Source organism: Nocardia ninae NBRC 108245 (genome assembly GCF_007990755.1).
Taxonomy (GTDB): domain Bacteria; phylum Actinomycetota; class Actinomycetes; order Mycobacteriales; family Mycobacteriaceae; genus Nocardia; species Nocardia ninae.
Genome location: NZ_BJXA01000007.1, coordinates 90,013 through 116,774 on the forward strand (window position 1 = coordinate 90,013; position 26,762 = coordinate 116,774).

Annotated in this window: 28 protein-coding genes; 16 read left to right on the forward strand and 12 right to left on the reverse strand. The window is 68.1% G+C overall.

Annotated elements, in window-relative coordinates; all coding sequences use genetic code 11:
* Positions 1 to 137: 137 nt before the first annotated feature.
* Positions 138 to 1,637: a glycerol kinase GlpK gene (gene glpK, locus NN4_RS07925; protein WP_147129307.1), complete on the forward strand. Its 1,500-nt coding sequence runs from the start codon at positions 138 to 140 to the stop codon at positions 1,635 to 1,637.
* Positions 1,638 to 1,641: 4 nt separating this feature from the next.
* Here glpK and NN4_RS07930 read toward each other — a convergent pair whose 3' ends face one another.
* The 4 genes from NN4_RS07930 to NN4_RS07945 all read right to left on the reverse strand — a co-directional run bounded on the left by NN4_RS07930 (position 1,642) and on the right by NN4_RS07945 (position 6,774).
* Positions 1,642 to 2,817 (reverse strand): aminotransferase-like domain-containing protein, encoded by a 1,176-nt coding sequence (locus tag NN4_RS07930; RefSeq protein WP_147129308.1) that lies wholly within the window; start codon positions 2,815 to 2,817, stop codon positions 1,642 to 1,644.
* Positions 2,818 to 2,930: 113 nt separating this feature from the next.
* Entirely contained in the window at positions 2,931 to 3,959 is a 1,029-nt protein-coding gene (locus tag NN4_RS07935) for a DUF8176 domain-containing protein (RefSeq protein ID WP_147129309.1), read from the reverse strand.
* 78 nt (positions 3,960 to 4,037) lie between these two features.
* Entirely contained in the window at positions 4,038 to 5,120 is a 1,083-nt protein-coding gene (locus tag NN4_RS07940) for a hypothetical protein (protein ID WP_246180767.1), read from the reverse strand.
* Between the two features lie 250 nt (positions 5,121 to 5,370).
* The gene (locus tag NN4_RS07945) at positions 5,371 to 6,774 is read right to left on the reverse strand and encodes an NAD(P)H-quinone dehydrogenase (protein ID WP_147129310.1); all 1,404 of its coding nucleotides are present in this window, start codon (positions 6,772 to 6,774) and stop codon (positions 5,371 to 5,373) included.
* Between the two features lie 160 nt (positions 6,775 to 6,934).
* On the opposite strand from NN4_RS07945, the gene NN4_RS07950 reads away from it, so the two are divergent.
* The gene (locus NN4_RS07950; RefSeq protein WP_014981915.1) at positions 6,935 to 7,408 is read left to right on the forward strand and encodes a gamma-glutamylcyclotransferase family protein; all 474 of its coding nucleotides are present in this window, start codon (positions 6,935 to 6,937) and stop codon (positions 7,406 to 7,408) included.
* A 54-nt stretch (positions 7,409 to 7,462) separates the two neighbouring features.
* Here the strand turns inward: NN4_RS07950 and NN4_RS07955 are convergent, their stop codons facing one another.
* The 3 genes from NN4_RS07955 to NN4_RS07965 form a co-directional block, all read right to left on the reverse strand.
* Complete coding sequence (locus NN4_RS07955; protein ID WP_147129376.1) at positions 7,463 to 8,614, reverse strand: M20 family metallopeptidase; 1,152 nt, start codon at positions 8,612 to 8,614, stop codon at positions 7,463 to 7,465.
* 107 nt (positions 8,615 to 8,721) lie between these two features.
* Positions 8,722 to 9,894 carry a M20 family metallopeptidase gene (locus tag NN4_RS07960; protein WP_147129377.1) on the reverse strand — a complete coding sequence of 391 codons (1,173 nt, stop codon included), beginning with the start codon at positions 9,892 to 9,894 and terminating at the stop codon, positions 8,722 to 8,724.
* A 214-nt stretch (positions 9,895 to 10,108) separates the two neighbouring features.
* Entirely contained in the window at positions 10,109 to 10,813 is a 705-nt protein-coding gene (locus tag NN4_RS07965; protein WP_147129311.1) for an enoyl-CoA hydratase-related protein, read from the reverse strand.
* Positions 10,814 to 10,943: 130 nt separating this feature from the next.
* Between NN4_RS07965 and NN4_RS07970 the strand changes: the two genes are divergently transcribed.
* The 3 genes from NN4_RS07970 to NN4_RS07980 are packed head-to-tail and all read left to right on the forward strand — an operon-like array spanning position 10,944 to position 13,466.
* On the forward strand, positions 10,944 to 11,723 hold the full coding sequence (locus tag NN4_RS07970; protein ID WP_147129312.1) for a purine-nucleoside phosphorylase: 780 nt from the start codon (positions 10,944 to 10,946) through the stop codon (positions 11,721 to 11,723).
* Complete coding sequence (locus NN4_RS07975) at positions 11,724 to 13,220, forward strand: phospho-sugar mutase (protein WP_147129313.1); 1,497 nt, start codon at positions 11,724 to 11,726, stop codon at positions 13,218 to 13,220.
* A gap of 21 nt (positions 13,221 to 13,241) precedes the next feature.
* On the forward strand, positions 13,242 to 13,466 hold the full coding sequence (locus NN4_RS07980; protein ID WP_107660048.1) for a hypothetical protein: 225 nt from the start codon (positions 13,242 to 13,244) through the stop codon (positions 13,464 to 13,466).
* Between the two features lie 50 nt (positions 13,467 to 13,516).
* Here the strand turns inward: NN4_RS07980 and upp are convergent, their stop codons facing one another.
* Positions 13,517 to 14,140 carry a uracil phosphoribosyltransferase gene (gene upp, locus NN4_RS07985; protein WP_147129314.1) on the reverse strand — a complete coding sequence of 208 codons (624 nt, stop codon included), beginning with the start codon at positions 14,138 to 14,140 and terminating at the stop codon, positions 13,517 to 13,519.
* 147 nt (positions 14,141 to 14,287) lie between these two features.
* On the opposite strand from upp, the gene NN4_RS07990 reads away from it, so the two are divergent.
* The 5 genes from NN4_RS07990 (at position 14,288) to NN4_RS08010 (ending at position 17,776) form a co-directional block, all read left to right on the forward strand.
* Positions 14,288 to 14,611, forward strand: a complete 324-nt coding sequence (locus NN4_RS07990; protein ID WP_135234957.1) for a type VII secretion target — start codon at positions 14,288 to 14,290, stop codon at positions 14,609 to 14,611.
* A 4-nt stretch (positions 14,612 to 14,615) separates the two neighbouring features.
* Complete coding sequence (locus NN4_RS07995) at positions 14,616 to 15,737, forward strand: NlpC/P60 family protein (RefSeq protein WP_147129315.1); 1,122 nt, start codon at positions 14,616 to 14,618, stop codon at positions 15,735 to 15,737.
* A complete protein-coding gene (locus tag NN4_RS08000) occupies positions 15,734 to 16,075 on the forward strand; it encodes a hypothetical protein (protein ID WP_147129316.1) in 342 nt (113 codons plus the stop codon). The genes NN4_RS07995 and NN4_RS08000 overlap by 4 nt, the downstream gene beginning before the upstream one ends.
* A 76-nt stretch (positions 16,076 to 16,151) precedes the next feature.
* Positions 16,152 to 16,499: a YbaB/EbfC family nucleoid-associated protein gene (locus tag NN4_RS08005; RefSeq protein WP_147129317.1), complete on the forward strand. Its 348-nt coding sequence runs from the start codon at positions 16,152 to 16,154 to the stop codon at positions 16,497 to 16,499.
* 26 nt (positions 16,500 to 16,525) lie between these two features.
* A complete protein-coding gene (locus tag NN4_RS08010; protein WP_147129318.1) occupies positions 16,526 to 17,776 on the forward strand; it encodes a SatS C-terminal domain-containing protein in 1,251 nt (416 codons plus the stop codon).
* Positions 17,777 to 17,971: 195 nt separating this feature from the next.
* Here the strand turns inward: NN4_RS08010 and NN4_RS08015 are convergent, their stop codons facing one another.
* From NN4_RS08015 to NN4_RS08025, 3 genes are all read right to left on the reverse strand, one after another.
* Complete coding sequence (locus tag NN4_RS08015) at positions 17,972 to 18,628, reverse strand: hypothetical protein (RefSeq protein ID WP_147129319.1); 657 nt, start codon at positions 18,626 to 18,628, stop codon at positions 17,972 to 17,974.
* A 365-nt stretch (positions 18,629 to 18,993) separates the two neighbouring features.
* Positions 18,994 to 20,091, reverse strand: a complete 1,098-nt coding sequence (locus tag NN4_RS08020) for an adenosine deaminase (protein ID WP_147129320.1) — start codon at positions 20,089 to 20,091, stop codon at positions 18,994 to 18,996.
* Positions 20,092 to 20,483: 392 nt separating this feature from the next.
* A complete protein-coding gene (locus tag NN4_RS08025; protein ID WP_147129321.1) occupies positions 20,484 to 21,773 on the reverse strand; it encodes a thymidine phosphorylase in 1,290 nt (429 codons plus the stop codon).
* A gap of 99 nt (positions 21,774 to 21,872) precedes the next feature.
* Here NN4_RS08025 and NN4_RS08030 point away from each other — a divergent pair, with 99 nt between their 5' ends.
* Both NN4_RS08030 and NN4_RS08035 read left to right on the forward strand, forming a co-directional pair.
* On the forward strand, positions 21,873 to 22,106 hold the full coding sequence (locus NN4_RS08030; RefSeq protein ID WP_147129322.1) for a hypothetical protein: 234 nt from the start codon (positions 21,873 to 21,875) through the stop codon (positions 22,104 to 22,106).
* 41 nt (positions 22,107 to 22,147) lie between these two features.
* Entirely contained in the window at positions 22,148 to 22,384 is a 237-nt protein-coding gene (locus NN4_RS08035; protein ID WP_147129323.1) for a hypothetical protein, read from the forward strand.
* A gap of 12 nt (positions 22,385 to 22,396) precedes the next feature.
* Here NN4_RS08035 and NN4_RS08040 read toward each other — a convergent pair whose 3' ends face one another.
* Positions 22,397 to 22,798, reverse strand: coding sequence for a cytidine deaminase (locus NN4_RS08040; protein ID WP_147129324.1), 402 nt, complete (start codon positions 22,796 to 22,798; stop codon positions 22,397 to 22,399).
* Positions 22,799 to 23,075: 277 nt separating this feature from the next.
* Between NN4_RS08040 and sdhC the strand changes: the two genes are divergently transcribed.
* From sdhC to NN4_RS08060, 4 genes are all read left to right on the forward strand, one after another.
* The gene (sdhC, locus tag NN4_RS08045) at positions 23,076 to 23,474 is read left to right on the forward strand and encodes a succinate dehydrogenase, cytochrome b556 subunit (RefSeq protein WP_147129325.1); all 399 of its coding nucleotides are present in this window, start codon (positions 23,076 to 23,078) and stop codon (positions 23,472 to 23,474) included.
* An 82-nt stretch (positions 23,475 to 23,556) separates the two neighbouring features.
* Entirely contained in the window at positions 23,557 to 23,988 is a 432-nt protein-coding gene (locus NN4_RS08050; protein ID WP_107654318.1) for a succinate dehydrogenase hydrophobic membrane anchor subunit, read from the forward strand.
* A 30-nt stretch (positions 23,989 to 24,018) separates the two neighbouring features.
* Positions 24,019 to 25,770, forward strand: coding sequence for a succinate dehydrogenase flavoprotein subunit (gene sdhA / locus NN4_RS08055; protein WP_186818323.1), 1,752 nt, complete (start codon positions 24,019 to 24,021; stop codon positions 25,768 to 25,770).
* Complete coding sequence (locus tag NN4_RS08060) at positions 25,770 to 26,543, forward strand: succinate dehydrogenase iron-sulfur subunit (protein WP_135234946.1); 774 nt, start codon at positions 25,770 to 25,772, stop codon at positions 26,541 to 26,543. Before sdhA ends, NN4_RS08060 begins: the two co-directional genes overlap by 1 nt.
* Positions 26,544 to 26,762 lie beyond the last annotated feature (219 nt).

Below are 26,762 nucleotides of genomic sequence, written 5' to 3' on the forward strand. Positions count from 1 at the left end.
CGGTCCGTCGGCGGGCAGCTCCGGTAACCACGGAGCGACGATCCGCCCGAGCATGGCGCCGGGAAGCCGCGTGACCATCGAGGACCCGCGTGGCCGCAATCGGACACAGCGCGCTCGGTGTTTAGTAACCTGCACGAATGCGTCGCTATGTGGCCGCCATCGACCAGGGCACGACTTCGAGTCGGTGCATCGTTTTCGATCGGCAGGGGCGCGTCGTCGGCGTGGCCCAGCGGGAACACGAACAGATCTTTCCACGACGGGGCTGGGTCGAGCACGACGCCGAAACCATCTGGGAGAACACCGAATTCGTGCTGGGCGAGGTGCTGAAGCAGCAAAAGCTCAGCAAAGACGACATCGCGGCGGTCGGCGTCACCAACCAGCGCGAGACCACCGTGGTCTGGGATCGGTCCACCGGCAAGCCGATTCACCACGCCATCGTCTGGCAGGACACCCGGACCGATCGGCTGACCACCGAGCTCGGCGGCGATATCGGGCCGACCCGCTATCAGGAGCGCACCGGCCTGCCGCTGTCCACCTACTTCGCCGGGCCGAAGCTGCGCTGGATTCTCGACAATGTCGACGGTGCGCGCAAGCGAGCCGAGGCGGGCGAGCTGTGCTTCGGCACCATGGACAGCTGGGTGCTGTGGAATCTGACCGGTGAGCACATCACCGACGTGACCAACGCGTCGCGCACGATGCTGATGGATCTGAATACCCGCCAATGGGATTCGGAGATCTGCGCGGAGTTCGGCGTGCCTGAGTCGATGCTGCCGGAGATCCGCAGCTCCTCGGAGGTGTACGCGGAGATCAGCTCCGGTCCGCTGCAAGGGATTCCGGTCGCGGGCATCCTCGGCGACCAGCAGGCCGCCACCTTCGGCCAGGCCTGCCTGTCCCCCGGCGAAGCCAAGAACACCTACGGCACCGGCAATTTCATGCTGCTCAACACCGGGACCACGCCCGTGGTCAGCAAGCACGGTCTGCTCACCACCGTCTGCTATCAGCTCGGCGACGAGCCCGCCGTGTACGCGCTGGAGGGGTCGATCGCGGTCACCGGCTCACTGGTGCAATGGTTCCGGGACAACCTGGGCATCATCTCCTCGGCCGACGAGATCGAGCCGCTGGCGCGCAGCGTCGAGGACAACGGCGGCGCCTACATCGTGCCCGCGTTCTCCGGGCTGTTCGCGCCACGCTGGCGGCCCGACGCCCGTGGCGTGATCGCCGGGCTCACCCGCTACGTGAACAAGGCCCACCTGGCCCGAGCCGTGTTGGAGTCCACCGCTTTTCAAACCGGCGAGGTGGTCGACGCCATGCGCGCCGACGCCGAATCCGAGCAGCTCGACCTCGAACTGACCACCCTGAAGGTGGACGGCGGCATGGTCAGCAACGACCTGCTCATGCAGTTCCAGTCCGACATCCTCGACGTGCCCGTGGTCCGCCCGGTCGTCAACGAAACCACCGCCCTCGGCGCCGCCTACGCGGCCGGCCTCGCGGTCGACTACTGGTCCGGCACCGACGACATCCGGGAGAACTGGGCGGCCGACAAGACGTGGCAGCCGACCATGTCCGCCGAGGACCGCGACGAACACTGGAAGTCCTGGAACAAGGCCGTCGAACGCACCTACAACTGGGCGGACTGACCCGCTATTGCGCGGCGCGGGCCAGTCGGTCCACTGCCTCGGTCAACGTGGCGCTGTCGGAGGTGGTGAAGCACATGCGCATCGAGTTGCGGTAGCCGCCGTCGACGGCGAAGGCGGAGCCGGGGACGTAGGCGACGCCCGCTTCGAGGGCACGCGGTAGCAGCGCCTGGGTGTCGGTGTCGTCGGTGAAGTCGGCCCAGACGAACATGCCGCCGGTGGCGTCGGTGCAGCGCACGCGGTCGCCGAAACGGGTGCGCACCGCGTGCACCAGCGACTTGGCGCGCTCGCCGTAGACCGTGCGCACGTGGTCGACGTGCGCGGACAGCCAGGTCTCGTCGGCGAGCAGGTCGGCGGCGATCTGGTGGGTCAGCGCCGAACCGCACAAATCCGCACCTTGTTTCAGCAGCTCCACTGCACGGCACACCGGGTCCGGTGCGACCATCCAGCCGACGCGCAGCGAGGGCGCGAGGATCTTCGAGGCGCTCGACAGCCGAATCACGTTGCGGGAGTGGGTGGCCACGGAGGCGGGCGGCGGGTTGTCGAACCACAGCTCGCCGTACGGATCATCCTCGATCACCCAGAAGCCGTGTGCGTCAGCGAGTTCGGCGAGTTCGGCGCGGCGCTGCGGGCTCATCGTCACCCCGCCGGGGTTGTGGAAGTTGCTCACCGTGTGCACCAGGGCCGGGCGTTCGCCGCGGGCGAGCAGGTCTGCCAGCGCGTCGGTACGCATGCCCTCGGCATCCAGCGGCACCGCGACGATCCGCGCACCGGCGGCCCGAAACACTTGCAGCGCACCGACATACGCCGGATCCTCGACGACGACCAGCGCGCCGGGGTCGAGCAGCACCTCGGCCAGCAGCGAAAGCGCCTGCTGCGAGCCGTGGGTCACGAACACCTCGTCAATGGTCACCGACCTACCGAGCCGCAAAGACTCCCGCTCCGTGAGCACCGCGCGCAACGGCCGCCAGCCGGGCGACTCGGTGTATTGCAGGCAGCCCGCGCTGCTCAGCGCCGCGTCGGCAGCCGCGGCGATCCGCTCGCGCGGCATCAGTTCCGCATCCGGCAACCCGCCGGCCAGGCCGATGATCTCGGCGCGCGCGGTGAGCTTCAGCAGGTCACGGATCGCCGAGCTCTGCAGTCCGCCGAGCTTGGCCGCGAGCGGTGGAATGGTCGGCGACATGGGAACCTCCGAACGGAACGCCGAGTTACGCGAGATCCCACTGTCGCATACGAGTGACCAAGATATGAAACTGATTTCTCATATAATGAGACCCCGCCCATCGGCCGCAAAGCTCAGGACAGTGCCCGCTCCCTGATCGCGTAGATCTGCACCTTGCCGTCTCGCAACACCGTGGTGACCGTCTGCGGATACACCCGGGTCTTACCGTCGGGATGGTGCTCGGTCAGATCGACATCGAAAGTGTCTGTCGCAACCTCGGTGATCCGCACACAGTGCGTGGTGCCTACCGGCACCTCCTCGTTGATCCCCTTTTGGATGACATCGGCCGGCGACACATTCTCGGCGTCGGGCGCCACGAAGCTCCTCGCCCGCTCGCCGCTGCGCTCCACGTAGAAGGAGTATTGGAAGCCGAGAATCGCCTCTGGTCCGCTGGTGGCATCGCCGCTGCCGTTGCCGACGGTCACTTTGCCGTCCTTGGTGGCCGGGCAGCTCAGTGCCGCAGTGGTGGTCGCGGCGGGCGGCGCGGCGGTGTCGCCGCCGGTGTTCCGGGACACCATGATCACCGTCACCGTCAATCCGACCAGGATGACGAGTGCCAGGATGCCCGCGATCACGTTGCGGCCGGTGTGCGAACCGGATTGCCGAGGCGTCGGCGGCGCCACGACCGGCGTGGTCGGCGCCAACCGCTTCGCGATCGGATCATCGGCCCAGGACAGTCCCGGCGCGCTCAGCGGCGGTGGTTTCGGCACGCTCCCCGTGTCGGTCGGGCGGTTCCACCACGAGTCCTTGTCCGGGTCCCCGGCAGGCCGCGCAGGCTGTTCACGATCGGCGGCCGGTACCCGAGGCGGCACGGGCGGCGGTCCGGGCGGCGGCTCGGCGACCGCTGCGGAATCAGGTGCACGGTACTGCGGCGGCGGTGTCGGCCCCGCGTCGGCGGCGGGCCGCCATACCAGCTCGGGGTGGTCGGCCGTCTGCTCCGGCACCTGCCAGCGCGGACCGGTATCCCCCATCGGCGGGCCGAATTCCGAGACGGGCGGTCCGAATTCTGAGACAGGCGGGCCGAATTCACCCACCGGAGGTCCGAAATCCGACGCGGACTGGTCGTCGGATTCGTTCTCCCTCGGATCACCGTCGGAGGTCACACCCAATCCTTTCCCCAAGACACACGTGTGGGGCGGTCGCGAACGACCGCCCCACCCGTCGAATCAACCCCAGTCGTCTCAGTACTGGAGTGAACCACCCCACTGGGTGGTCACGCCACCCACTTCGACCGTTTGCGGAGCCAGATCGCCCGGCTGCAGCGGAAGCTTAACTTGCGCGGCCGCTTCGAGTGCCGCGGCGCCGCCCGGCTGTTCCTTGATCCAGTTCTCGACGGCCGCCTTGGCCAGGTTGGCCTGGGTGGTGTCGAAGACGGAGACCGTCTTGTTGTCGGTCAGGCCGACACCACCGGTGTAGGTGGTGACCTTGACGGTGTTGGTGTCGACGTATTCGACCGACACACCGGCCTCACCGGCACCGGCCGGGGTGCGGTACCCGATGGTGCCGACGTAACCCGACTCGTTGTTGAAGTGGTGGGTGTTGGCCACGTGGCCCGGCAGCAGCGCACCACCGTCGATGTTCGCACCGATCTCCTGGTGCGGACCGGTCATCTCGACGACGGGCGCGGGCGGGGCCTCCTCCAGTCGCGGGGCCTGCCAGCGGGGCTGCTGCGGCTGAACCAGCGTCTCCGGCTGCGCCTGGGTGTTCTCGTCGCTGCCCGGGGTGTTCTGGGTGCGCGGCGGCGTGCTCGGTGTACCCGGCGTACCCGGCTGCTGCGGTGTGGTGCCGGGCTGGACCGGCGTCTGCTCGCCGTCCGGGGTATCCGGCGTCACCGCGGGCTGGGCCTGACCCTGCTGGCCGGACTGACCCGGCACGGGCAGCGGCGCGATCCGCGGGGTGGTGACACCCGGCTGGGTCGGCTGTGCCAGGCGCGGATCCTTGTTCGGATTCGGCATGACCGGATCCGGCGTATTGACCCCCGGCTGGCCCGGCGTGGTGACGCCCGGCTGGCTCGGCCCCTGCGGCTTGTTGGGATCCGGCTTGTTCGGATCCGGCTTGGTGGTATCGGGGCTCGGCGGGGCCTCGTTCGCCCCTGGCTGCGCCGGAGCGGGGCTCGGCGGCGCGGTGGTGGGTGGAATGGTCGGATCATTGGGAGCTGCCCCCGCCGGCGCCGCCAAGAGAGAGGCCACAGCGGCCGCGGCGGCCAGTGGCAACGAGGTGCTCGCCATCGCTCGCTGCGCCCGACTCGGCTTACGATGTTTCACTTTTCGCATTCCCTTTCCCGGGTGTGACCTGTGTTCGGTCGCACTCAGTTGTCTCTGACGAGACGCCCGGTCGTCGAACGACGCGAAGGTCGTTCGACGTTTCGATTGGGAACGATCCATCCCCCCGAACACCGAACCACGCGACCGCCCGCCGATCGCATCTCTGCGGGAAGTGAACCATATGTAGGCCTGATGGGCAATGTGAATGAAAACTTCACACTGCACGAACGCTGCTGAAGCGCAAGACCATTCAGTCCAGGTCGTCGTGGCGCATCAGCTGGCGTGCGGCTTCGGTCACCGAGCCGGTCAGCGACGGGTACACCGAGAAGGTCTGGGCCAGGTCGTTGACGGTCAGGTTGTTCTGCACCGCGAGCGCGATCGGCAGGATGAGCTCCGACGCGATCGGCGCCACCACCACACCGCCGATGACCACGCCGGTGGCGGGGCGGCAGAAGATCTTCACGAAACCCCGGCGCAGGCCCGACATCTTGGCCCTCGGGTTGGTGTTCAGCGGCAGCATCACTGTGCGGGCCGGCGTCTCACCGTTGTCGATCGCGGTCTGGCTCACGCCGACGGTGGCGATCTCCGGGCGGGTGAACACCGCGGACGCCACGGTCTTCAACCGGATCGGGCTGACGCCCTCGCCGAGCGCGTGGTACATCGCGATGCGGCCCTGCATCGCGGCCACCGAGGCCAGCGGCAGCAGGCCGGTGCAGTCACCCGCGGCGTAGATGCCGGGCACGGAGGTCCGCGAAACCCGGTCCACCCGCAGGTAGCCGCCGCGGTCGAGTTCGATGCCGACCCGTTCCAGCCCGAGGCCGTCGGTGTTGGGCGTGGAGCCGACGGTCATCAGCGCGTGCGTCCCGGCGACGGTCCGGCCGTCGGACAGCTTGACCACCACGCCCTCGGCGGTGCGCTCCACCGCGTCCGCGCGGGCGTGCTTCACCAGCTCGACACCGCGTTCGGCGAGCGCGTCCTCCAGCACGAGGGCGGCGTCGGCGTCCTCGCCGGGCAGCACCCGGTCGCGACTGGAGACCAGCCGCACCCGCACGCCCATTTCGGTGTAGGCAGAGACGAATTCGGCACCGGTGACACCGGAGCCGACCACCACCAGGGTCTCCGGCAGCTCTTCCAAGTCGTAGAGCTGACGCCAGTTCAGGATGCGCTCACCGTCCGGCTCGGCACCCGGCAACACGCGCGGGCTCGCGCCAGTGGCGATCAACACAACTTCGGCCTCGATGGTCGTCTCGCTGCCGTCGGCCAGCAGGGCCCGCACGTGATGCGCGGCAAGGCCGGTAGACGTGTCGGTCAGCTCCGCGCGACCGGCCAGCACGGTGACGCCGACGGTCTGCAGCTTGGACCTGATGTCGGAGGACTGGGCCAGCGCCAGCGCCTTGACGCGGCCGTTCACCTCGGCCAGTTGCACCTTGGCCTGGTTCGGATCGAGAGTGATCCCGAGATCGCGGGCGCGGCGCAGGTCGGTGCGCACGCCGGTGGAGGCGATGAAGGTTTTCGAAGGGACACAATCCCAGAGCACACATGCCCCGCCGATGCCATCGCTATCGATCAGCGTCACCGACGCACCGTGCTGGGCTGCCACCAGCGCCGCCTCGTAGCCGGCCGGTCCGCCACCGATGATCGCTATGCGGGTCATGGATACCTCCGCTCTTGGTTGCGCACCGGGATCTCCGGTACCTGTCAACGTTATCGGGCGAGGCACGTCACACGGTCGCCGCGCCCGGAACGCGCGACCGGAACACCGCATCTGGCCGGGATAGAGACGATCCTCGGATGTTATTGGCTACCCTTCTCTGGTGCCGATCTACGCCGCCTATGGGTCCAACATGGACTCAACCCAGATGCTCGAGCGCTGTCCGCACTCGCCCATGTCCGGAACGGGCTGGTTGGAGGGCTGGCGGCTCACCTTCGCTGGTGACGACATCGGCTGGGAAGGACCACTGGCGACGGTCGTCGAGGAGCCAGGTTCCCGCGTTTTCGTCGTGCTCTACGACGTGTCGCCCGAAGACGAGCAGCGACTCGATCGGTGGGAGGGCTCGGACTTCGGCATCCACAAGAAGATCCGGCTACGCGTCACCCGCAGTGAGAGCGGCGCCGACCCGACGCTGGCCTGGTTGTACGTGCTCGACGCCTACGAGGGCGGCCTGCCCTCGGCGCGCTACATCGGCGTGATCGCCGACGCGGCCGAAAAGGCCGGTGCGCCCGAGGATTACGTGCACTCCCTGCGCACCCGCAACAGCCGCAACGTCGGCCCGGGCAACTTCGGCTGACAAACGAACGACGTGGCCGGCCCGCAGGCCGACCACGCCGCGGTATCGCTCAGCTCAGCGTGCGTTGAGCACGATATTGGTCAGCACCCGCACGCCGACCGCGAGCGCGCGCTCGTCGATGTCGAACGTCGGCTGGTGCAGATCCAGCTGCTCGCCGTGCCCGGACCAGACGCCGAGGCGCGCCATCGCGCCGGGCACCTCTTCCAGGTACCACGAGAAGTCTTCGCCGCCACCGGATTGCATGGTGTCGGCCAGTGCGTCCGGACCGAGCTTGCGGATCGCGTCCTCGAACATCCGGGTGGACTGCTCGTCGTTGACCACCGGCGGCACGCCGCGACGGTAGTTCAGCTGGTACCGCACGCCGGTGGGGGCGAGCAGACCGTCGACGATCTCGCGCACCATCGGCTCCAACAGCGACCAGGTCGCGTGATCGCCGGTGCGCACGGTGCCGGTGAGCATGCCGGTCTGCGGAATCGCGTTGGGCGCCTTGCCCGCACTGACCGCGCCCCACACCATCACGGTGCTGGTGCGCGGGTCGATGCGCCGGCTGAGCAGGCCGGGCAGCCCGGTGATCACGGTGCCGATGGCGTAGACCAGATCGCTGGTCAGATGCGGGCGCGAGGTGTGCCCGCCCGGCGAGTCCAACACCAGTTCGACGGTGTCGGCGGCCGAGGTGATCGCACCGACCCGGATGCCGACCCGGCCCACCTCCAGGCGCGGATCGCAGTGCAGCGCGAAGATCCGCTCCACACCCTCCATCGCGCCGGTGGCGACCACGTCGATCGCGCCGCCGGGCATGACCTCCTCGGCGGGCTGGAAGACCAGGCGCACGCCGACCGGCAGCTCCGGCACCTCGGCCAGCGCGAGCGCGGTGCCGAGCAGGATCGTGGTGTGCGCGTCGTGCCCGCAGGCGTGCGAGACGCCGGGCACGGTGGAGGCGAAGCTCAGGCCGGTGAACTCCTGCAGCGGCAACGCGTCCATGTCGGCGCGCAGGCCGATGCGCGGGCCCTCCGGCCCGATGTCACAGATGAGGCCGGTGCCGCCGGGCAGCGGCTGCGGGGTCAGGCCCGCCTTGATCAGCCAGGAGGAGATGAACTCGGTGGTGGCGAACTCGGTGCGGGAAAGTTCCGGGTTGGCGTGGATGTGCCGCCGCCACTGGACGAGGTCGACCGAGTGCTCGGCCAGCCAGCCCTCGACCGATCCCAGTCCCGTCCCCACGGTGTTCGACAATGCGACGAGGTCCGGGCCCTCTACCAGTGCACATGCACCGGTGTCCGTGCCCGTAACCCGCTCGGCCGAACGGCCGGTAGTGCTCACCGAATCTCCTCCTGTCGTTGAACGAGCCGTTGCAACAACCTGTCCCTGTGTTCTTCATCGCCGGCCGCGGTGATCGCGGTACGCGCGAGAGCCAGCGCACCATCGACCACCGCACGATCCGCCGAGGCATTGACGCTCGCCGCGGCGAAGTCCGGCTGGTGCGTCACCGCACCACCGGCATCAATTCCGATAACCGGATGGATGCCAGGAATGACATTGGTGACGTTGCCCATGTCCGTGCTTCCGAGCGGCCGCTGTGCCTCGAGCTCGGGTGCGATCGGCACTCGCCCCAATCGGGTTATCTGCTCGCGGTAGGCAAACAGTAACGCCGGATCGGGCGTCAGCTCGGTATATGTCGGCGCGACAGTCCGGATTTCCTGGGTGCAGCCGGTCGCAAGGGCTCCGGCTTCGAAACACGCTGACGCTCGTTGCATCAGATTGTCGAGGGATACGGAGTCGACTGCGCGTAGGTAATACAGCAGTTCCGCACGTCCGGGCACGATGTTCGGGGCTACGCCACCATCGCCGACTATACCGTGGAGTTGCTGGCCAGGCTGGAGATGCTGCCTCAGCAATCCAAGAGCTACCTGCGTGACGGTGACCGCGTCGCCCGCGTTGCGCCCGAGTTCCGGCGCGGCGCTGGCGTGCGCCTCCCTGCCGTGGAAGGTGATGGCCAGATCGGCCATCGCCAGCGAGCGCGCGCCGGCGATGTCGAGCGGGCCGGGATGCACCATCATCGCCATCGCCACGTCGTCGAAGACACCGCGCTCCAGCATCAGCACCTTGCCACCGCCGCTCTCCTCGGCGGGTGTGCCGAGCACGAGCACGGTCAGCCCGAGCGCGTCGGCCACCTCGGCGAGGCCGAGCGCGGCACCGACCGACGAGGCGGCAATGATGTTGTGCCCGCAGGCATGTCCCATTCCGGGCAGGGCGTCGTACTCAGCGCAGATGCCGACCGTCAGCGGTCCGCTGCCGAAGCTCGCGCGAAACGCGGTCGGCAGGTCGGCCACGCCGGTCTCGACCTCGAAACCGCGCTCGACGAGCGGCGCGATGGTCTTGGCGACGCTGCGCGTCTCCTCGAACGCGAGCTCCGGCTCGGCGTGGATCGAGTGCGAAAGATCGATCAGCTGGTCGACCGCGGCCTTGATCGCCGCGTCCGACAGCTGCATGGCATCGGCACGCGCGACGTCGTAGTCGCTGCGCGATTCCTGGTGCCCGCTGCGCGGTGGTGGCATGGAACACAGTGTTGCACTGCGCCGCAAACCGAGCGAAGTCATGCCGGTCCGGTCGCTGCCCGGCGCAGCGGGTCGCCGGGGCGTTACCGCAGTTCAGTACGCCGCATTCCGCCGAGGGACACAGTCGTGTCCGCCGGCCGCCGCGGGATTACCCGGTGGCGAAGGCCAGGTTCTCCGGCGTGGTCGGCACGGCCAGACCCGCCAGCGCTTCGGCGTGCAGCGCGCGCTTGATCACCGGCAGGTTGGGCTTGCGATTGCTCGCCAATGCCGCGGCCTTGGCCACCGCGGTCGCCAGCAACGACTCCGCGTCGGCCTTGCCGTCCACGATGCCCGCGGCGATCGCCTCGTCGGCCGGGTAGCGGTAGCCGGTGGTCATCGCCTGCACGCAGACCTGATTGGACAGCCGCTGGGTGAGCAGGGCGTTCATGCCCACGGTGAACGGCATGCCCAGGTGCACCTCGGGCAGGCAGTAGAAGCCGCGATCGGCGCGCATCACCCGGAAGTCGTGCGAGGTGGCCAGCATGGCGCCCGCGCCGAAGGCGTGGCCGTTGATCGCGGCAACCGTCGGCATCGGGAACGTCAGCAACCGGGTGTAGAGCGAGTGCACGCGGTCCAGGTAGCCGTGCGAGTCCTGCAGGTTGGCGAACAGCCAGTCGGTGTCCAGGCCGTTGGTGTAGAACTTGCCGGTCGCCACGGTGACCAGCGCGGCGGGGCCCTCGGAGCTCTCGACCTTGTCCAGCACAGCGTGGAACTCGTCGATCCAGTCCGGGTGAAAGCGGTTCTCGCTGTCGGTCTGCCCCTCGTTTCCGAGGTACAGGACGAACACTTCCCCTTCACGTTCCAGATACGGCATGGGTGCAGAATATCCGGCACCCGGCGCCACCCCTACTCGCGGGTAGCTATCCCGGAGCGTCGGCCGAATGCAGCTGTGGGTTGTCCGAGCGCACCCGCAAGCCCGTGCCGGGCCGACTATCGTGACGATCATGCTTGCCGAACAGGCCGCCGAGGCGATCGCCGAACGTACTGGAGTGCCGCGTCACCGGGTTGCGGTGGTGCTCGGCTCGGGCTGGCAGGAGGCGGCCGCGGAGATCGGCACCCCCGTCGCGTCCGTGCCGATGCCGGAGCTGCCCGGCTTCGGGACGCCGAGTGCGCAGGGGCACGTCGGGATGATCCATTCGGTCGCCGTGGGTGCCACGCCCACGCTGCTGCTGATGGGCCGCCAGCACCTGTACGAGGGCTACCAGCCCGCCGAGGTGGTGCACCCGGTCGCCGCGGCCGTCGCGGCGGGCGCGGAGATCGTGCTGCTCACCAATGCCGCAGGCGGTATCCGCGAGGGGCTGCGGGTCGGCGAGCCGGTGCTGATCAACGATCATTTGAACCTCACCGCCCGGACCCCGCTGACCGGTGCCACCTTCGTCGATCTCGTCGACGCGTGGGACCCCGAATTGCGCACCCTGGCACAAGAAATCGACCCCACCCTGACCGAGGGCGTGTACGCGGGCCTGACCGGGCCGCAGTACGAGACCCCGGCCGAGATCCGGATGCTGCGCACCATGGGCGCCGACCTGGTCGGCATGTCGACGGTGCTGGAGGCGATCGCCTGTCGCGCGCTCGGCGCCCGGGTGCTGGGCATCTCGCTGGTCACCAACCTGGCCGCCGGCGTCACCGGCGGGCATCTGTCGCACGCCGAGGTGCTGGCCGAAGGTCACGCGGCCGCACCGCGATTGGGCAAGCTGCTGCGCGGCGTGCTGGAACGGGTGTAGATGCTGCGCTTCGGCACCGCCGGCCTGCGTGGCCCGCTGCAGGACGGCCCGGACGGCATGAACGTGACGACGGTGACCAGGGCCACCGCCGGACTCGTCGAGTGGCTGCGCGGGCGGTGCCTCGGCGGTGGCGCGGTGGTCGTCGGGCGCGACGCGCGGCACGGGTCCGCCGAATTCGCCACCGCGACGGCGGAAATCTTTGCCGCGGCAGGTTTTCCGGTGACCTTGCTGCCCGGTCCGCTGCCGACCCCGGTGGTCGCGTACGCGGTGCGCGAGCTCGGTGCGGTCGCGGGCGTGCAGATCACCGCCTCGCACAATCCGGCCACCGACAACGGCTACAAGGTCTACCTCGACGGCGGCTCGCAACTGCTGGCTCCCGCGGACACCGAGATCGAGCAGTGCATCGACGCGGTCACCGAACCCGTCGCCCGCACCCCGGTGACCCCGGCGGACGACGACATCGTGCAGCGCTACCTGAACCGGGTGTCCTCGCTGCCTTCGGTGATCGGCGGCGCGGGTGCGCGGGCCGCGATCCGGATCGCGCTGACGCCGCTGCACGGCGTCGGCGGCCAGATGGTGGTGCAGGCACTGGCCGCAGCGGGATTCACCGACGTGCACGTGGTCGAGGAGCAGTTCGAGCCCGATCCCGACTTCCCGACGGTCGCGTTCCCGAACCCCGAGGAGCCCGGCGCCACCGATCTGCTGCTCGCCCTCGCCGCCCGGGTCGGCGCGGACGTCGCGATCGCGGTCGACCCCGACGCGGACCGCTGTGCCGTCGGAATTCCGCTGCCGGACAACACCTGGCGAATGTTGCGCGGTGACGAGACCGGCGTGCTGCTCGGCGACTGCGTGCTGCGCACCGCACCGCCGGACGCGCTGGTGGCCACCACGATCGTGTCGTCGCGGCTGCTGTCCGAGCTCGCCGCGGCCCGCGGCGCCCGCTACGCCGAAACCCTCACCGGCTTCAAATGGCTGGCCCGCGCGGGCGACGGCCTGGTCTACGCCTACGAGGAGGCGATCGGCCACTGCGTCGACCCGGCGACGGTGCGCGACAAGGACGGCATCTCGGCCGCCGTGCTGACCGCGGACCTGGTCGCCCGGCTGAAGGCGGCGGGCCGCACCCTGAGCGACCAACTCGACGACTACGCCGTGGAATTCGGCCTGCACAGCACCGATCAGGTGTCGCTGCGGCTGGATTCGGCGGCGGCCGCCGCGGATGTGGTCGCCCGGTTGCGCGCGAACCCGCCGGACCAGATCGCGGGCGAACCGGTCGAGTACACCGACCAGCTCCAGGTGCGCGGCCGCATGCGCACGGACGCCCTGGTTTTCGAGGGCGGCGGCGCACGCATCGTGATCCGGCCGTCGGGCACCGAGCCGAAACTCAAGTGCTATCTCGAGGTGGTCACCCCGGTCTCGGCGCCTGCCGAACTGCCCGCTGCCAGGACAACTGCGGGACAACACCTTTCCGCATTGCGCGATTACTGCCGGGGGCTCTGACCCAGCCGTCATCATCAGATGATGACGGCGATGCACTGTACCCACTGCGGCAGCGAGGGCATGATGCCCGGCTTCATCGAGGACTCCGGCGACAGTTCACGCGGCCATGCCCGCTGGGTCGAAGGACCGTTGGAGATCGGCTTCTGGGGCGCGAAGCGGACCGGCCGCGCGCACTGGCTGGTCGATGCCTATCGATGCAAGGACTGCTTCCACCTCGAGCTGTTCACCCGAGCCCAGGACGGATGAACTCCCGCGCGACGGCGACCGGGCGCCGTCGCGCGGGTGACACCGGCGGTCTAACGCGGGCCGAACTGGCGATCGCCCGCGTCGCCGAGGCCGGGGACGATGTAGGCGTGCTCGTTCAGGCCCGCGTCCACGGCGGCGGTGACCAGGCGCACCGGGTGGCCCGAATCGGTCAGTGCGGCAACCCCTTCCGGTGCCGCGACGACGCAGACCGCGGTGATGTCGGTGGCGCCGCGGGCGACCAGGAGTTCGAGGGTGTGCCGCATCGAGCCGCCAGTGGCCAGCATCGGGTCGAGCACGTAGACCGGGAGTCCGGCCAGATCGGCAGGCAGCGACTCCATGTACGGGACGGGCTCGTGGGTGTCCTCGTCGCGGGCGATGCCGACGAATCCGATTCTGGCGTCCGGGATCAGCTCGGCGGCCACGTCGACCATGCCGAGGCCCGCCCGCAGCACCGGCACCAGCAGCGGCGGCTGCGCCAGTCGCGCGCCCTCGGTCACCGCCACCGGCGTGCTGATCTCGAAGCGCCGCACCGGCGCGTCCCGCAGCGCCTCGTAGATGAGGATCCTGGTGAGATCGCGCAGCGCGGCGCGGAAGGCGGAATTGTCGGTGCGCTCGTCTCGCATCGTGGTCAACAGGGCAGCGGCGAGCGGATGGTCCACGGTGTGAGTGCGCATGAGGGAACGATAAAGTGACCGGTGGGTCCGCCGCCGACGCTCTACCCGAAAGTTTTTTCGGATCGGTGGGAACCGAACGGGAAGAGGGCGCGTCGAACCAAGTGAATGACGTACTCTGCCTGGGAACAACAGATGGGGGAAGCTCTGATGCGGAAGATGTCGGCGGACACCGAGGGCATCGCAGCCTACGGCGCGACCGCCCATGTGATGGCCGGGGAGATGGCCACGGCCGGTGCCAGTGCCGCGGCGGCCGAGCCCGCGCTGCTCGGCCCGATCATGGGGTTGATCGGTGGTGATTTCATGGCCGCCTACGCCGCCGCGCACGCGGGACATGTCGCCTCGATCGGCCAGCTGTCGGCGGTACTCGCCAGCATGGGCGGCGCGGCCACCGGCGCGGCGACGGTGCTCACCGAGACCGACCTGAACAACGCGGGAGCGCTGCGGACCGTGGCCACCGAATTGGACGGCTGAGCCTGTGATCGATATCAACGCACTGGCCAAGCCGATATTCGACCTGCTTTCCAGCTTCGGCTCCGGCGTGCTACCCACCGGCGGCCCCTCCGACGCGCTGCGCAGCACGTCGAGCGTGGTGGACCAGATCCACCAGATGGGCCGCGACAGCATCAACGGCATGAACACCGCGTGGGACGGCCAGGCCGCCGACGCCGCCACCTCGAAGGCGCTGCGGGTACAGACCTCCGCCGCCACCATTTCCGACCGTGGCAACGAGATGGCAACCGTGGTGAATCAGGCTGCGGCCGAGGTCGAGACGGGTCAGAAGGACCTCGCGGGGATTGCCCAGTCGTTCGTGAACACCGCGGCGAGCGCGGGCCCTGCCCTGGCCACCCCCGCGGGCTTGACGATGATCGTCGGCTCCGCGATCGACCATCTGGGCCAGGCGCTCAACGTGGTCGGCCGGGTGCAGAACGAACTCGGCACGCACACCGCGTCGATGTCCGAACTCACCCCGCCGCCGCCCACTCCATCACTCGCGGGCACGGCCACCTCCGCAGCGGGCGCGCAGCAGCTGGCCTCGACCGCGACCAGCGCGCTGAGCGGTGTCGGTTCGATGGCGAGCAGCCTGATGAGCACCGCGATGCCCTCGACCACCAACTCGACGACAGTCGGCACCAAGTCCACCACCCCGAGCCCGGCGGGCACACCCAAACCCGACACCGGCTCCTCGGGCATGGCCGACGGCACCGGCGTGAAGATCACGCTGCCCGACGGCAGCACCGTGGAGGCGCCGAACGAGAAGGCCGCGACCGCGGTGCGCTCGGCGATCAGCGCGGTCGGCACGCCGTACGTGTGGGGCGGCAACACCCCCGGCGCCGGCCTGGATTGCAGCGGGCTGACCAAATTCGCCTACGGCGAGGCGGGCGTGGAGCTGCCACGCCTGGCCGCCGAGCAGGCCACCGGCACCTCGGTCTCCCCCGGCGACCTGATGCCCGGCGATCTGGCCATCTGGGATGGCCACGTCGCGATGGTGATCGGCAACGGCCAATTCGTCGAGGCAGGCGACCCGGTCCAGATCAGCTCGATTCGAACGGAGAACTCAGGGATGGGCTTCTACGGCTTCTACAGGCCGACGTCATGACTCAACCGCAGGTTCCCAACGTCACGGTCGCGGCCAGCACGAATCGGTCGGGCACCATCTCGGTGCGGGCCACCGATCAGGGCATGCCGGTGGAGATCAAGTTCGAGCGCAGCGAATACCGTTACGGCGCACAATCTCTCGCGAACGAGATCCTGCGGCTCACCAAACGCTCCACCGTCGCCGCGAAGGCGCGCCGCCGCGAGCTGCTCGCCGAGGCAGGCATGCCCGCCGACATCCTGGACCGGCTCGGCCTGCCCACCCGCCAGGCAGCGGTGGACGAGCTGGACCGGATCGATGACGCGGACACCGGACCTACGACGTGGATGAGGCCTGTATGAGTGAGCGGAGCGAGCGAACAATGAGCACAGCTGCCCCGGCGCTCATGGCGGAGCCGAGCGCCAGCGAGGTGGAGGCATGAGTGCGGAAATGGACGCTCTGGTCGCCAATGCGACGCAGAAGCTGGAAGCACTCGAGGCCGCGCTGTACGGCCTCAAGCAGGTGCGCGGGCGGCACACCACCGAGGACGGCACGGTCACCGTCGAGGTCGACAGCGACGGCGCGCTCGTCGGTTTGAGCCTCGCCGAGACGGTCACCTCGCTGCCGCCCGCCGAGGTCGGACAGCTGATCGTCTGGGCTTGCAGGCAGGCCGCCGAGGACGCGGGCAACCAGCGCTCGAAGGTCGTTGCGACACTGAACGAGTCATTCGTTCCCGGGGCGAACGACGCCCAAGGAACCGTTGGGGGCGGGCCGGATAGTGCCTGACGCGGAAGGTCGATAGGCTTCCGCTCATGGCTTCTGGAGACATCGTCCCGATCGAGCTCGGCCTGACCGACGGCGATCTCGTCACCCTGTGGGCACCGCGCTGGCGAGACGGTGACGACGAGTGGGAGGCGTTCCTCGGACACGAGGACGCCCTCTACGGTTTCGAGACCGTTGCGGAGCTGGCCGCGTTCATCCGGACCAACTCCGACAACGACCTCGTCGAGCATCCGGCATGGAAGGTCGTCGTCGCGCTGTCGGCGGTCGAGCTGGAGCCGGAGGAGAACTTCTCCTTCGATCTGGTCGCGGTGCCCGAACTGGCCGCGGGCGAGCCCGACGTGGACACCATCGCCGAGCTCGAAGACACCCTCAGCATGGTCCGCAACATCGGCGAGGTGTGCGAGCTGGAGACGGTGACCAAGTTCTTCGGGTCGCACCCGGTGCTCGGCGCGCTGCCCGGCGGCGTGAACGCCTTCGTCGGGCGCGACGGCGAAGAACTCTGGGACCAGATCGGCGCCGCCATCGCCAAGGGCTGGGACAGCGTCCTCGACGCCATCGACTCCGTCGTGAAAACCCCCGAGGTCGACGCGGAAGCCGTCGCCGTCGCGGAGGCCGAGCTGCTGGCCGCCGAGGAGAACGTGGTCGACGCCGACGACGCCGCGGACAACGAGGAAGACGAGTTCGAACCCGTCGACCTCGACGCGGACGACGAGGACGAAGAAGACGAGGACGAGACGTTCTGGCACGAGGTCGGCATCGACCCGGTCAAGATCATCACCTCCGACGGCACCTACTTCACGCTGCGCTGTTACCTCGACGACGAGCCGATCTTCCTCGGCTCCGACAACGCCATCACGGTGTTCAACTCCGAGCGGGCACTGGCCAGGTACCTGGCCGACGACCACGAACACGACCTCGCCAGGGTCAGCACCTTCGCCGACGTGCAGACCGCCGCGGTGGACGGTTCGCTCGAGGTCGAGGTCAGCGACGAAAATGTCTACGTGCTGCCCGGCCTCGCCGACGACCTCGCCGAAGGACCGGAAGCCGTCGACATCGAGCAGCTCGACCTCGCGGTCGAACTGTTCACCGACGCCTCCGACTACGCGGGCGACGACGTCGTGGAACAGGCGCTGGCCCAGTCCAATCCGCTCGGCTGGTACGTCTCGTACCTGCTCAACCCGGACCCCAACCGGATGGCACCCAACCCGCCGTTCGCGGCGGAAGCGCAGTCCTGGCGGGAACTGGAGCGCAACTTCGAGTCCCGGCTCAACCCGCAGTAGGGGCTGCTGTTCCGCCTCTCCGTGTATTCGGCCAGACCCAGGTGCCACGGGAAGTGGGCGGGCGACCGGCGGGTCGAGGAGTCGGCTAGGTCAGCTGGTCCCCGCGGAGTTATCCATGTGCTCACGAAATCAGTTGGTGCGTCGAGTAGCTGGACACAGCGCAGCAGGCCTCGAACTGGCCAGTTGCGCTGGGTCTTACTTCAGTCGGATCCAGATCTGCTCGGCTCGGCCAAGTAGGCGGTTGTCGGCGCCGTAGACGGCGGTGGAGGAGAAGGCTTTACGGCCCTGTTCGCCGTGGCTCTCGCCGACGACGACGCACTGTTCGCCGACCTCGGGGAGGTCGTGCACGGCGGCGGTCATGGAGCCGAGGAGGGCGGGGCGGTCGAACATATCGGGCAGCGACCAGCCGCCGGGGCAGTCCATCGCGGCCCACAGCACGGCGTGGCCGAGCGGGAGCGAGTCGTCGGGGATCCACGGTGCGGCCACCAGGCCGTCACCGACCGCGCCCGCCTCGATGCGCAGCCCGTCCGGGCGACCGCTGCCGCAGACGAAGCAGGACGCGAACATCTCGTTGCTCCGGTAGGAGCTCGCCGCCTCGGCCGCGGTCGCGAAGGGCACGGATGGCGGTGCGTCCCGGTCGAATTCGCCTATTCGGGATTCCGCTAGCAAGGTGTCGCCGTCGTACAACTCCCCCGCACGCACTTCGAGCGGCTTGTCCAGCGGCGGCGGGCTGCGCAGGATCACCGTGACCGCGGCATCCGCGTGCTGCTCGGCCAGCAGTCCACCCACGTAGCCGCCGTTGCCGGAATCGGGCGGGCCGTTGAATCGACTGGGGATCCGCAATGTCGCCATAGTTCGCCACGCTAGCGAACCGGCGAACCGGCACCCGCGCACCCCCACCACGACCGAGGTCGGAACGGCCGCACCGCCAGTCCCCGAGAACACCGACACCGGCGTGCCGACCGCGGCGTCGAACTACAACGCACCGGCGGCCCGTGTTCGTCGCTGCGCACGATGACCCGGTCACCTGACACCGCCGACCACCCGAGAAGCGGCCGCACCACCGACGTTCTCACCCCAAACCCTCGCCGAACGCACGTCGTCGACCCGCCGAGCGGTCGCACGCCCGGCCGAGGGGGAACTGGTGACGGCATCGCCCGAGAGAGCACACCACCAGTTCCCTTCCGCAAAGGATCGGAATTTGTTGCGTCCCTTTGTTATCCGAGGAGCACCGCGTAGCCGGGCTTGATGATGTCGTCGATGATGCGCAGCCGCTCCGGGAACGGGATGAACGCCGACTTCATCGCGTTGATGGTGAAGCGCTCCAGATCGGTCCAGCCGTAGCCGAAGGTGTCGGAGAGCTTGAGCATTTCCTGGCTCATGGTGGTGTCGCTCATCAAACGGTTGTCGGTGTTCACCGTGACGCGGAAGCGCAACCGGGCCAGCAGGTCGAACGGGTGCTTGTCCAGCGAGGGCACCGCACCGGTCTGCACGTTCGACGACGGACACAACTCGAGCGGAATACGCATGTCGCGCACGTAATTCGCGACGAGGCCCAGGCGCGCGTCCTCGATCGCACCGGGCACGCTGATGTCGTCGGTGATCCGCACGCCGTGGCCGAGCCGGTCACAGCCGCAGAACGCCAGCGCCTCGTGGATCGACGGCAAGCCGAACGCCTCACCCGCGTGAATGGTGAAGTGCGCGCTGTTGGCTCGCATGTATTCGAAGGCGTCGAGGTGCCTGCTGGGCGGGTACCCGGCCTCCGCGCCCGCGATGTCGAAGCCGCCGACGCCCTGGTCGCGGAAGCGCACGGTGAGTTCGGCGATCTCGCGCGAGCGTGCCGCGTGCCGCATGGCGGTGAGCAGGCAGGTGACCACGATCGGCCGTCCGGCCGCGGCGGCCGCCGCCTCGCCCTCGCGGAACCCCGCCAGGGTGTGTTCCACCACTTCGTCGAGCGTCAATCCCCGTTCCAGGTGTTGTTCGGGAGCGAAGCGCACCTCGGCGTACACCACGCCGTCGGCGGACAGGTCCTCCGCGCATTCCCGGGCGACCCGGCGCAGGCCCTCCGGCGTCTGCATGACGGCGACGGTGTGCGCGAAGGTCTCCAGATACAGCTCCAGCGAGCCACTGTCGGCCGCGTCCCGGAACCAGTTGGCAAGTGCTACCTCATCGTTGGCGGGTAGGTCCTCGTAACCACACTCGGCGGCCAGCTCCAGCACCGTGGCAGGCCGTAGACCACCGTCGAGGTGGTCGTGCAGCAGCGCTTTTGGCGCCTGGCGGATCGAGGCAAGGGTCAATGCGGTCGGTCCAGTCATGTAACGACGGTAGCCGCACCGCGCCGGAACGGCACCAGACTGCTGAAGTGGCAACCATCTCGTTGCCCGACCACCCCGCGCCGTCCCACACCCGGACACCAACCGCCCGCACCGCGCACCCCGCTGACCTCCGATAACAACCGATATGTGCGGTCCAGAACACACGTCTATACCGGCGCGTGAGATCACTGACGATCTGCGGCGCACACCAATTCACGTGCCCCGTCCCCGACTCCGTGCGGATTTGCCCTCAGCTATCGCCGAGCTTGCCTGGAGTTCCATGCTCGAGGCACCTGGCTTCGCGATTTACCGAGTGGTCATTATCTTGCGCCGTCGACCATCAGCTGCCAGAAACGCCGCGCCGCAGGCAGATTCGCGGACTGCGAGCGAGGTCAGGCGTCGATGCGGCCGAGTATCAGTGGGGTCGAAGGCTTTTCGGCCGACTCACCCACGGCGAAGGCATCCTGCAGCGCGGCTCGGGCACCGGCGAAAGCCTCCGGTGTATCGGTGTGCAATGTCAGCAAGGGCTGGCCAGCGGTCACCGAATCGCCTGGCTTGGCATGCATTTCGATGCCCGCCCCGGCCTGAACCGGATCACCCTGCCGGGCCCGGCCCGCGCCGAGACGCCATGCGGCGATGCCAACGCCCATGGCATCGAGGCGGGTCAGCACGCCGTCGTGCTCGGCGCGCACGACCTCGGTGTGCCGCGCCGTCGGCAGCGGCGCGTCGGGGTCGCCGCCCTGGGCGCGAACCATCGCGCGCCACTGGTCCATTGCCCGACCGTCGGCGAGCACGTCGGCCGGGTCGGTGTCCAGGCCCGCCAGAGCGACCATCTCCCGTGCCAGCGTGATGGTGAGTTCGACGATGTCGGCGGGCCCTCCGCCTGCCAGCACCTCGACCGACTCGGCGACTTCGAGAGCGTTGCCCGCGGTGCGGCCGAGCGGGGTGTCCATCGCGGTCAGCAACGCCACCGTTCGCACCCCGGCATCAGTGCCCAATTCGACCATAGCCGTAGCCAATTCGCGGGCACCGTCGAGCGTTTTCAGGAAGGCGCCCGCGCCGACCTTTACGTCCAGCACCAATGCGGCGGTGCCCTCGGCGATCTTCTTGCTCATGATCGAGCTGGCGATCAGCGGAATGGATTCGACCGTGCCGGTGACGTCGCGCAGCGCGTAGAGCCGCTTGTCGGCTGGTGCGAGATCGGCACCCGCCGCGCACACCACCGCGCCGATCGCGGGGTCGGCGAGGATCTCGCGCATGCGCGGCACCGAGACGTCGGCCTGCCAACCTGGAATGGCTTCCAGCTTGTCGAGCGTGCCACCGGTGTGCCCGAGCCCGCGCCCGGACAGCTGCGGCACCGCGGCGCCGCAGGCCGCGACCAGCGGTGCCAGCGGCAGCGTGATCTTGTCCCCCACCCCGCCGGTCGAATGCTTGTCGACGGTCGGGCGCGGCAGATCGGTGAAGTCCAGCCGACTGCCCGACGCGATCATCGCGCCGGTCCAGCGCGCCGTCTCCCGCCGCGTCATCCCGCGCCACACGATCGCCATCGCCAGCGCCGACATCTGTTCGTCGGCCACCGCTCCCCGGGTGAAGCCATCGACCACCCAGTCGATCTGCGCGTCCGACAGCTCGCCGCCGTCCCGCTTGGTCGTAATGATCGAAACCGCGTCCAGTGCCGTCACATTCGCCAGTCTGGCATGAGAACCGAGCCAAGTCTGGTTCTTGTCGGACAGGTTCGATAGCCTCACCGCATCAATCTTTCGAGGGGCTAGGGGGCATCAATGACATCCGCACACATCGACCGCCGCGTGGGGAAGCTCGAAGCGCCGGTGGCCGACATCGAGGACACGCACGGCGACGCGCTGTACGACCTGAAGCGGGAGGTCTGCGAAGTCAGGATCGTGCAGAAACGCAGCTTCGCGCTGCTCTTGGAGTACATCGGCATCCCGCCGAACCGCGTAGCAGAGATCACCACCGCGGCCGAAGTCGACGCGGCACTCGACGCGGACTGCTGACGCCGACGATGACATCCATACACATCGAACACCGTGTGGCGATGCTGGAGACACGGGTCACTGACATCGAAGACACGCACAGCGAGTCGCTCTACCAACTCACCAGAAGTAGTGCTGGCTGCCGGATCGAGACCGGCAGGCTGATCGACCACGCCAACAGCGTGAGTCGAGCTTTCACGCTGATCATGGAACGGCTGGGGATTCCACCGATCCAGTTCCCGCCGGTGGCTCGTGCCACCGAAGCCGAGATCGACGCGGCGCTCGACGCGGACTGCTGAAGCCTGCGCCGGTCACACCTGGCCGGCGTCCAGGTCGTCGGGGCCGAAGGCATGGGGTAGCAAGTCGCGGAGCGGAACGGGTCCGTCCTTGTGGTCGACCAGAAGGTCGGGTCCACCGTGTTCGTAGAGGAGTTGGCGGCAGCGCCCGCAGGGCATCAGAATTTCGCCGCGGGAATCGGTGACCGAGATGGCCAGCAACCGGCCGCCCCCGCCCGAATGCAAGTTACCGACGAGTACACATTCGGCACACAGGCCCAATCCATATGAGACATTTTCCACATTGCAACCGCTCACAATTCGGCCGTCGGCGCTGAGAGCCGCCGCACCGACCGGAAACCGCGAGTACGGCGCATAGGCGTTGTGCATAACTTGAATCGCGTTGTCGTGCAGGGATTTCCAGTCGATTTGCGACATCGGGAACCTCTTCTGGAGCAAGCCGAACCAGGCCGTGCGGGGCCCTCGCAGGAACCCTTCACACATCAAGAAAGGTAAACCTAACCCGCCAGACTGTAGCGCAACGCACGGCACGCCGAATTAGTTCCGGCAAACCTAGAGGATTAGAGTCCAGAACAGATCGGTTCAGGTTCCCGGCAGCGGGCCGCAGCGCAGCCACCTGGGCATTTGCGCCCAACGCAGCCGGCCTCGGATCAATGAACCGGGTCCATCAACGACGTTGGAGGCACCGCACTCTATGACCACGATAGAAGCTCCGGCACAGCCGAAGCGGAAGACGCTGTACCGAGGCGACCCTGGCATGTGGTCCTGGGCGCTGCACCGGATCACCGGTGTCACCATCTTCTTCTTCCTCTTCGTGCACGTCTTGGATACCGCGCTGGTCCGGGTCAGCCCGGACACCTACAACCGGGCCATCGAGACCTACAAGAGCCCCATCGTCGCGCTGATGGAAATGGGACTGGTCGTCTGCGTCCTGTTCCACGGATTCAACGGCGTCCGCGTGATCCTGATCGACTTCTGGGCCAAGGGCCCGAAGTACCAGCGCGTGATGCTCTGGGTCGTTCTCGCGGTGGTGTTCGTGCTGGCCGCGCCCGCGATCGGGCGCATGTTCTTCTACTTGTTCACGGAGCACTGACAATGAGCGCGCGAAGCGAGCGAACAATTAACACAGCCGCCTGTGCGGTCATGCCGGCACCGAGCGTCAGCGAGGTAGAGGCATGAGCGCACCTGTTCTCGGTAAGTCTTACGACAGGCCGGCCAGCTTGGACTCGCCGCGCTCGCCACGTGCCCGCGCGAACAACAATTTCGAGAAGTACGCGTGGCTGTTCATGCGCTTCTCCGGCCTGCTGCTGATCATTCTGGTGCTCGGCCACATGTCGATCATGCTGCTGCTCGACGGCGGCGTGAAGCGGCTCAACTTCGGCTTCGTCGCCGGCCGCTGGGCCAGCCCGTTCTGGCAGCTGTGGGATCTGTCCATGCTCTGGCTGGCCCAGCTGCACGGCGGCAACGGCCTGCGCACGGTGATCGCGGACTACTCCCGCAAGGACTCGACTCGATTCTGGCTGAACACGCTGCTGGCCATCTCGATGATCCTGATCCTGGCCGTCGGCACCTACGTCATCTTCACCTTCGACCCCAACATCAGTTAGGAACAGGCCACTCCGATGAGTGAATCGCGGATTCAGGAGCATCGCTACGACGTCGTGATCGTCGGTGCCGGTGGCGCCGGCATGCGCGCGGCGATCGAGGCAGGGCCCCGGGCGCGCACCGCCGTCCTGACCAAGCTCTACCCGACCCGCAGCCACACCGGCGCGGCGCAGGGTGGCATGTGCGCCGCACTGGCGAATGTCGAAGAAGACAACTGGGAATGGCACACCTTCGACACCGTCAAGGGTGGCGACTACCTGGTGGACCAGGATGCCGCGGAGATCATGGCCAAGGAGGCCATCGACGCGGTGATGGACCTGGAGAAGATGGGCCTGCCGTTCAACCGGACCCCCGAGGGCAAGATCGACCAGCGCCGCTTCGGTGGGCACACCCGCGACCACGGCAAGGCGCCGGTGCGCCGCGCGTGTTACGCCGCCGACCGCACCGGCCACATGATCCTGCAGACGCTGTACCAGAACTGCGTCAAGCACGACGTGGAGTTCTACAACGAGTTCTACGTGCTCGACCTGGTGATGAGCGAGACCGACCGCGGTCAGGTCGCGACCGGCGTGGTGGCCTACGAGCTGGCCACCGGCGACATCCACGTCTTCCACGCGAAGTCGATCGTGTTCGCCACCGGCGGCTCGGGCCGGATGTACAAGACCACCTCGAACGCGCACACGCTGACCGGCGACGGCATGGCGATCGTGTTCCGCAAGGGTCTGCCGCTGGAGGACATGGAGTTCCACCAGTTCCATCCGACAGGCCTGGCCGGGCTCGGCATCCTCATCTCCGAGGCCGTCCGCGGCGAGGGCGGCATCCTGCGCAACGCCAGCGGCGAGCGGTTCATGGAGCGCTACGCCCCCACCATCAAGGACCTCGCGCCGCGTGACATCGTCGCCCGCTCGATGGTGCTCGAGGTGCTCGAGGGCCGCGGCGCCGGACCGAACAAGGACTACGTCTACATCGACGTGACCCACCTCGGCGCGGACGTGCTCGAGGAGAAGCTGCCCGACATCACCGAGTTCGCCCGCACCTACCTCGGTGTCGACCCGGTGACCGAGCTGGTTCCGGTCATGCCGACCTGCCACTACGTGATGGGCGGCATCCCCACCAAGATCCGCGGTGAGGTGCTGCGCAACAACACCGACGTGGTGCCGGGCCTCTACGCGGCCGGTGAGTGCGCGTGCGTCTCGGTGCACGGCTCCAACCGCCTCGGCACCAACTCGCTGCTCGACATCAACGTGTTCGGCCGCCGCGCGGGTATCGCCGCTGCGGAGTACGCGCACCGCACCGAGTTCGTGGAGATGCCGGAGCAGCCGGCGCGGATGGTGCAGGACTGGCTGGCGCTGATCCTGTCCGACCACGGCAACGAGCGGGTGGCCGACATCCGCACCGAGCTGCAGTACACGATGGACATGAACGCCGCCGTGTTCCGCACCGAGGACACCCTCAAGCAAGCCCTCACCGATATCCACGTGCTCAAGGAGCGCTACAGCCGGATCACGGTGCAGGACAAGGGCAAGCGCTACAACAGCGACCTGCTCGAGGCCGTCGAGCTCGGCTTCCTGCTCGAGCTGGCCGAGGTCACCGTCGTCGGTGCGCTCAACCGGAAGGAATCGCGCGGCGGCCACGCCCGCGAGGACTACCCGGACCGCGACGACGTGAACTTCATGCGGCACACGATGGCCTACAAGGAGAGCCCGGATCTCATCTCGGATATCCGCCTCGACTTCAAGCCGGTGGTGCAGACCCGTTACGAGCCGATGGAGCGTAAGTACTGATGACTGCCGTACTCGAGAAGACACCCCCGGCCAAGCCCGCCCCGGTCCCCGAGGGCTCGGTGATGATCACCGTCAAGGTCGCCCGGTTCAATCCGGAGGACGACAAGGGCGCGCACTGGGAGTCGTTCCAGGTGCCGGTCCTGCCGACCGACCGTTTCCTCAACGTGCTCATCTACATCAAGTCCTACCTCGATGGCACGCTCACCTTCCGGCGCTCCTGCGCGCACGGTGTGTGTGGCTCCGACGCGATGCGGATCAACGGCGTGAACCGGTTGGCCTGCAAGGTCCTGATGAAGGACATGCTGCCCAAGGGCGGTAAGTCCATCACCATCTCCGTCGAGCCGATCCGCGGACTGCCCGTGGAGAAGGACCTCGTGGTGAACATGGAGCCGTTCTTCGACGCGTTCCGTGCCGTGAAGCCGTACCTGATGACCTCGGGTAACGAGCCGACCCGCGAGCGCATCCAGAGCCAAGCCGACCGCGCCCGCTTCGACGACACCACCAAGTGCATCCTGTGCGCCTGCTGCACCACCTCCTGCCCCGTGTACTGGAGCGACGGCAGCTACTTCGGCCCGGCCGCGATCGTGAACGCCCACCGCTTCATCTTCGACAGCCGCGACGAAGGCGCCCGCGAACGCCTCGACATCCTCAACGACGTCGAAGGTGTCTGGCGCTGCCGCACCACCTTCAACTGCACCGACGCCTGCCCCCGCGGCATCGAGGTCACCAAGGCCATCCAAGAAGTCAAGCGCGCACTCCTGTTCGCCCGCTGACCTTCCCCGGCACCCGAAGGCCGTCCGCATCGAAAGATGCAGGCGGCCTTCGCCGTTCGCACCCACCCGACTGACGCCTGCCAACTAATGGCACCGACGTTTCATCGATCGCGAGTCCACACTCATCCAGCGGTCGCTGCGCGACGAATAGTTTCTGGCGTGATTGATTCGGTACGCCGCGATTGAGTCGACAGGGGTATGAATGTTCAGCTGGCCCAG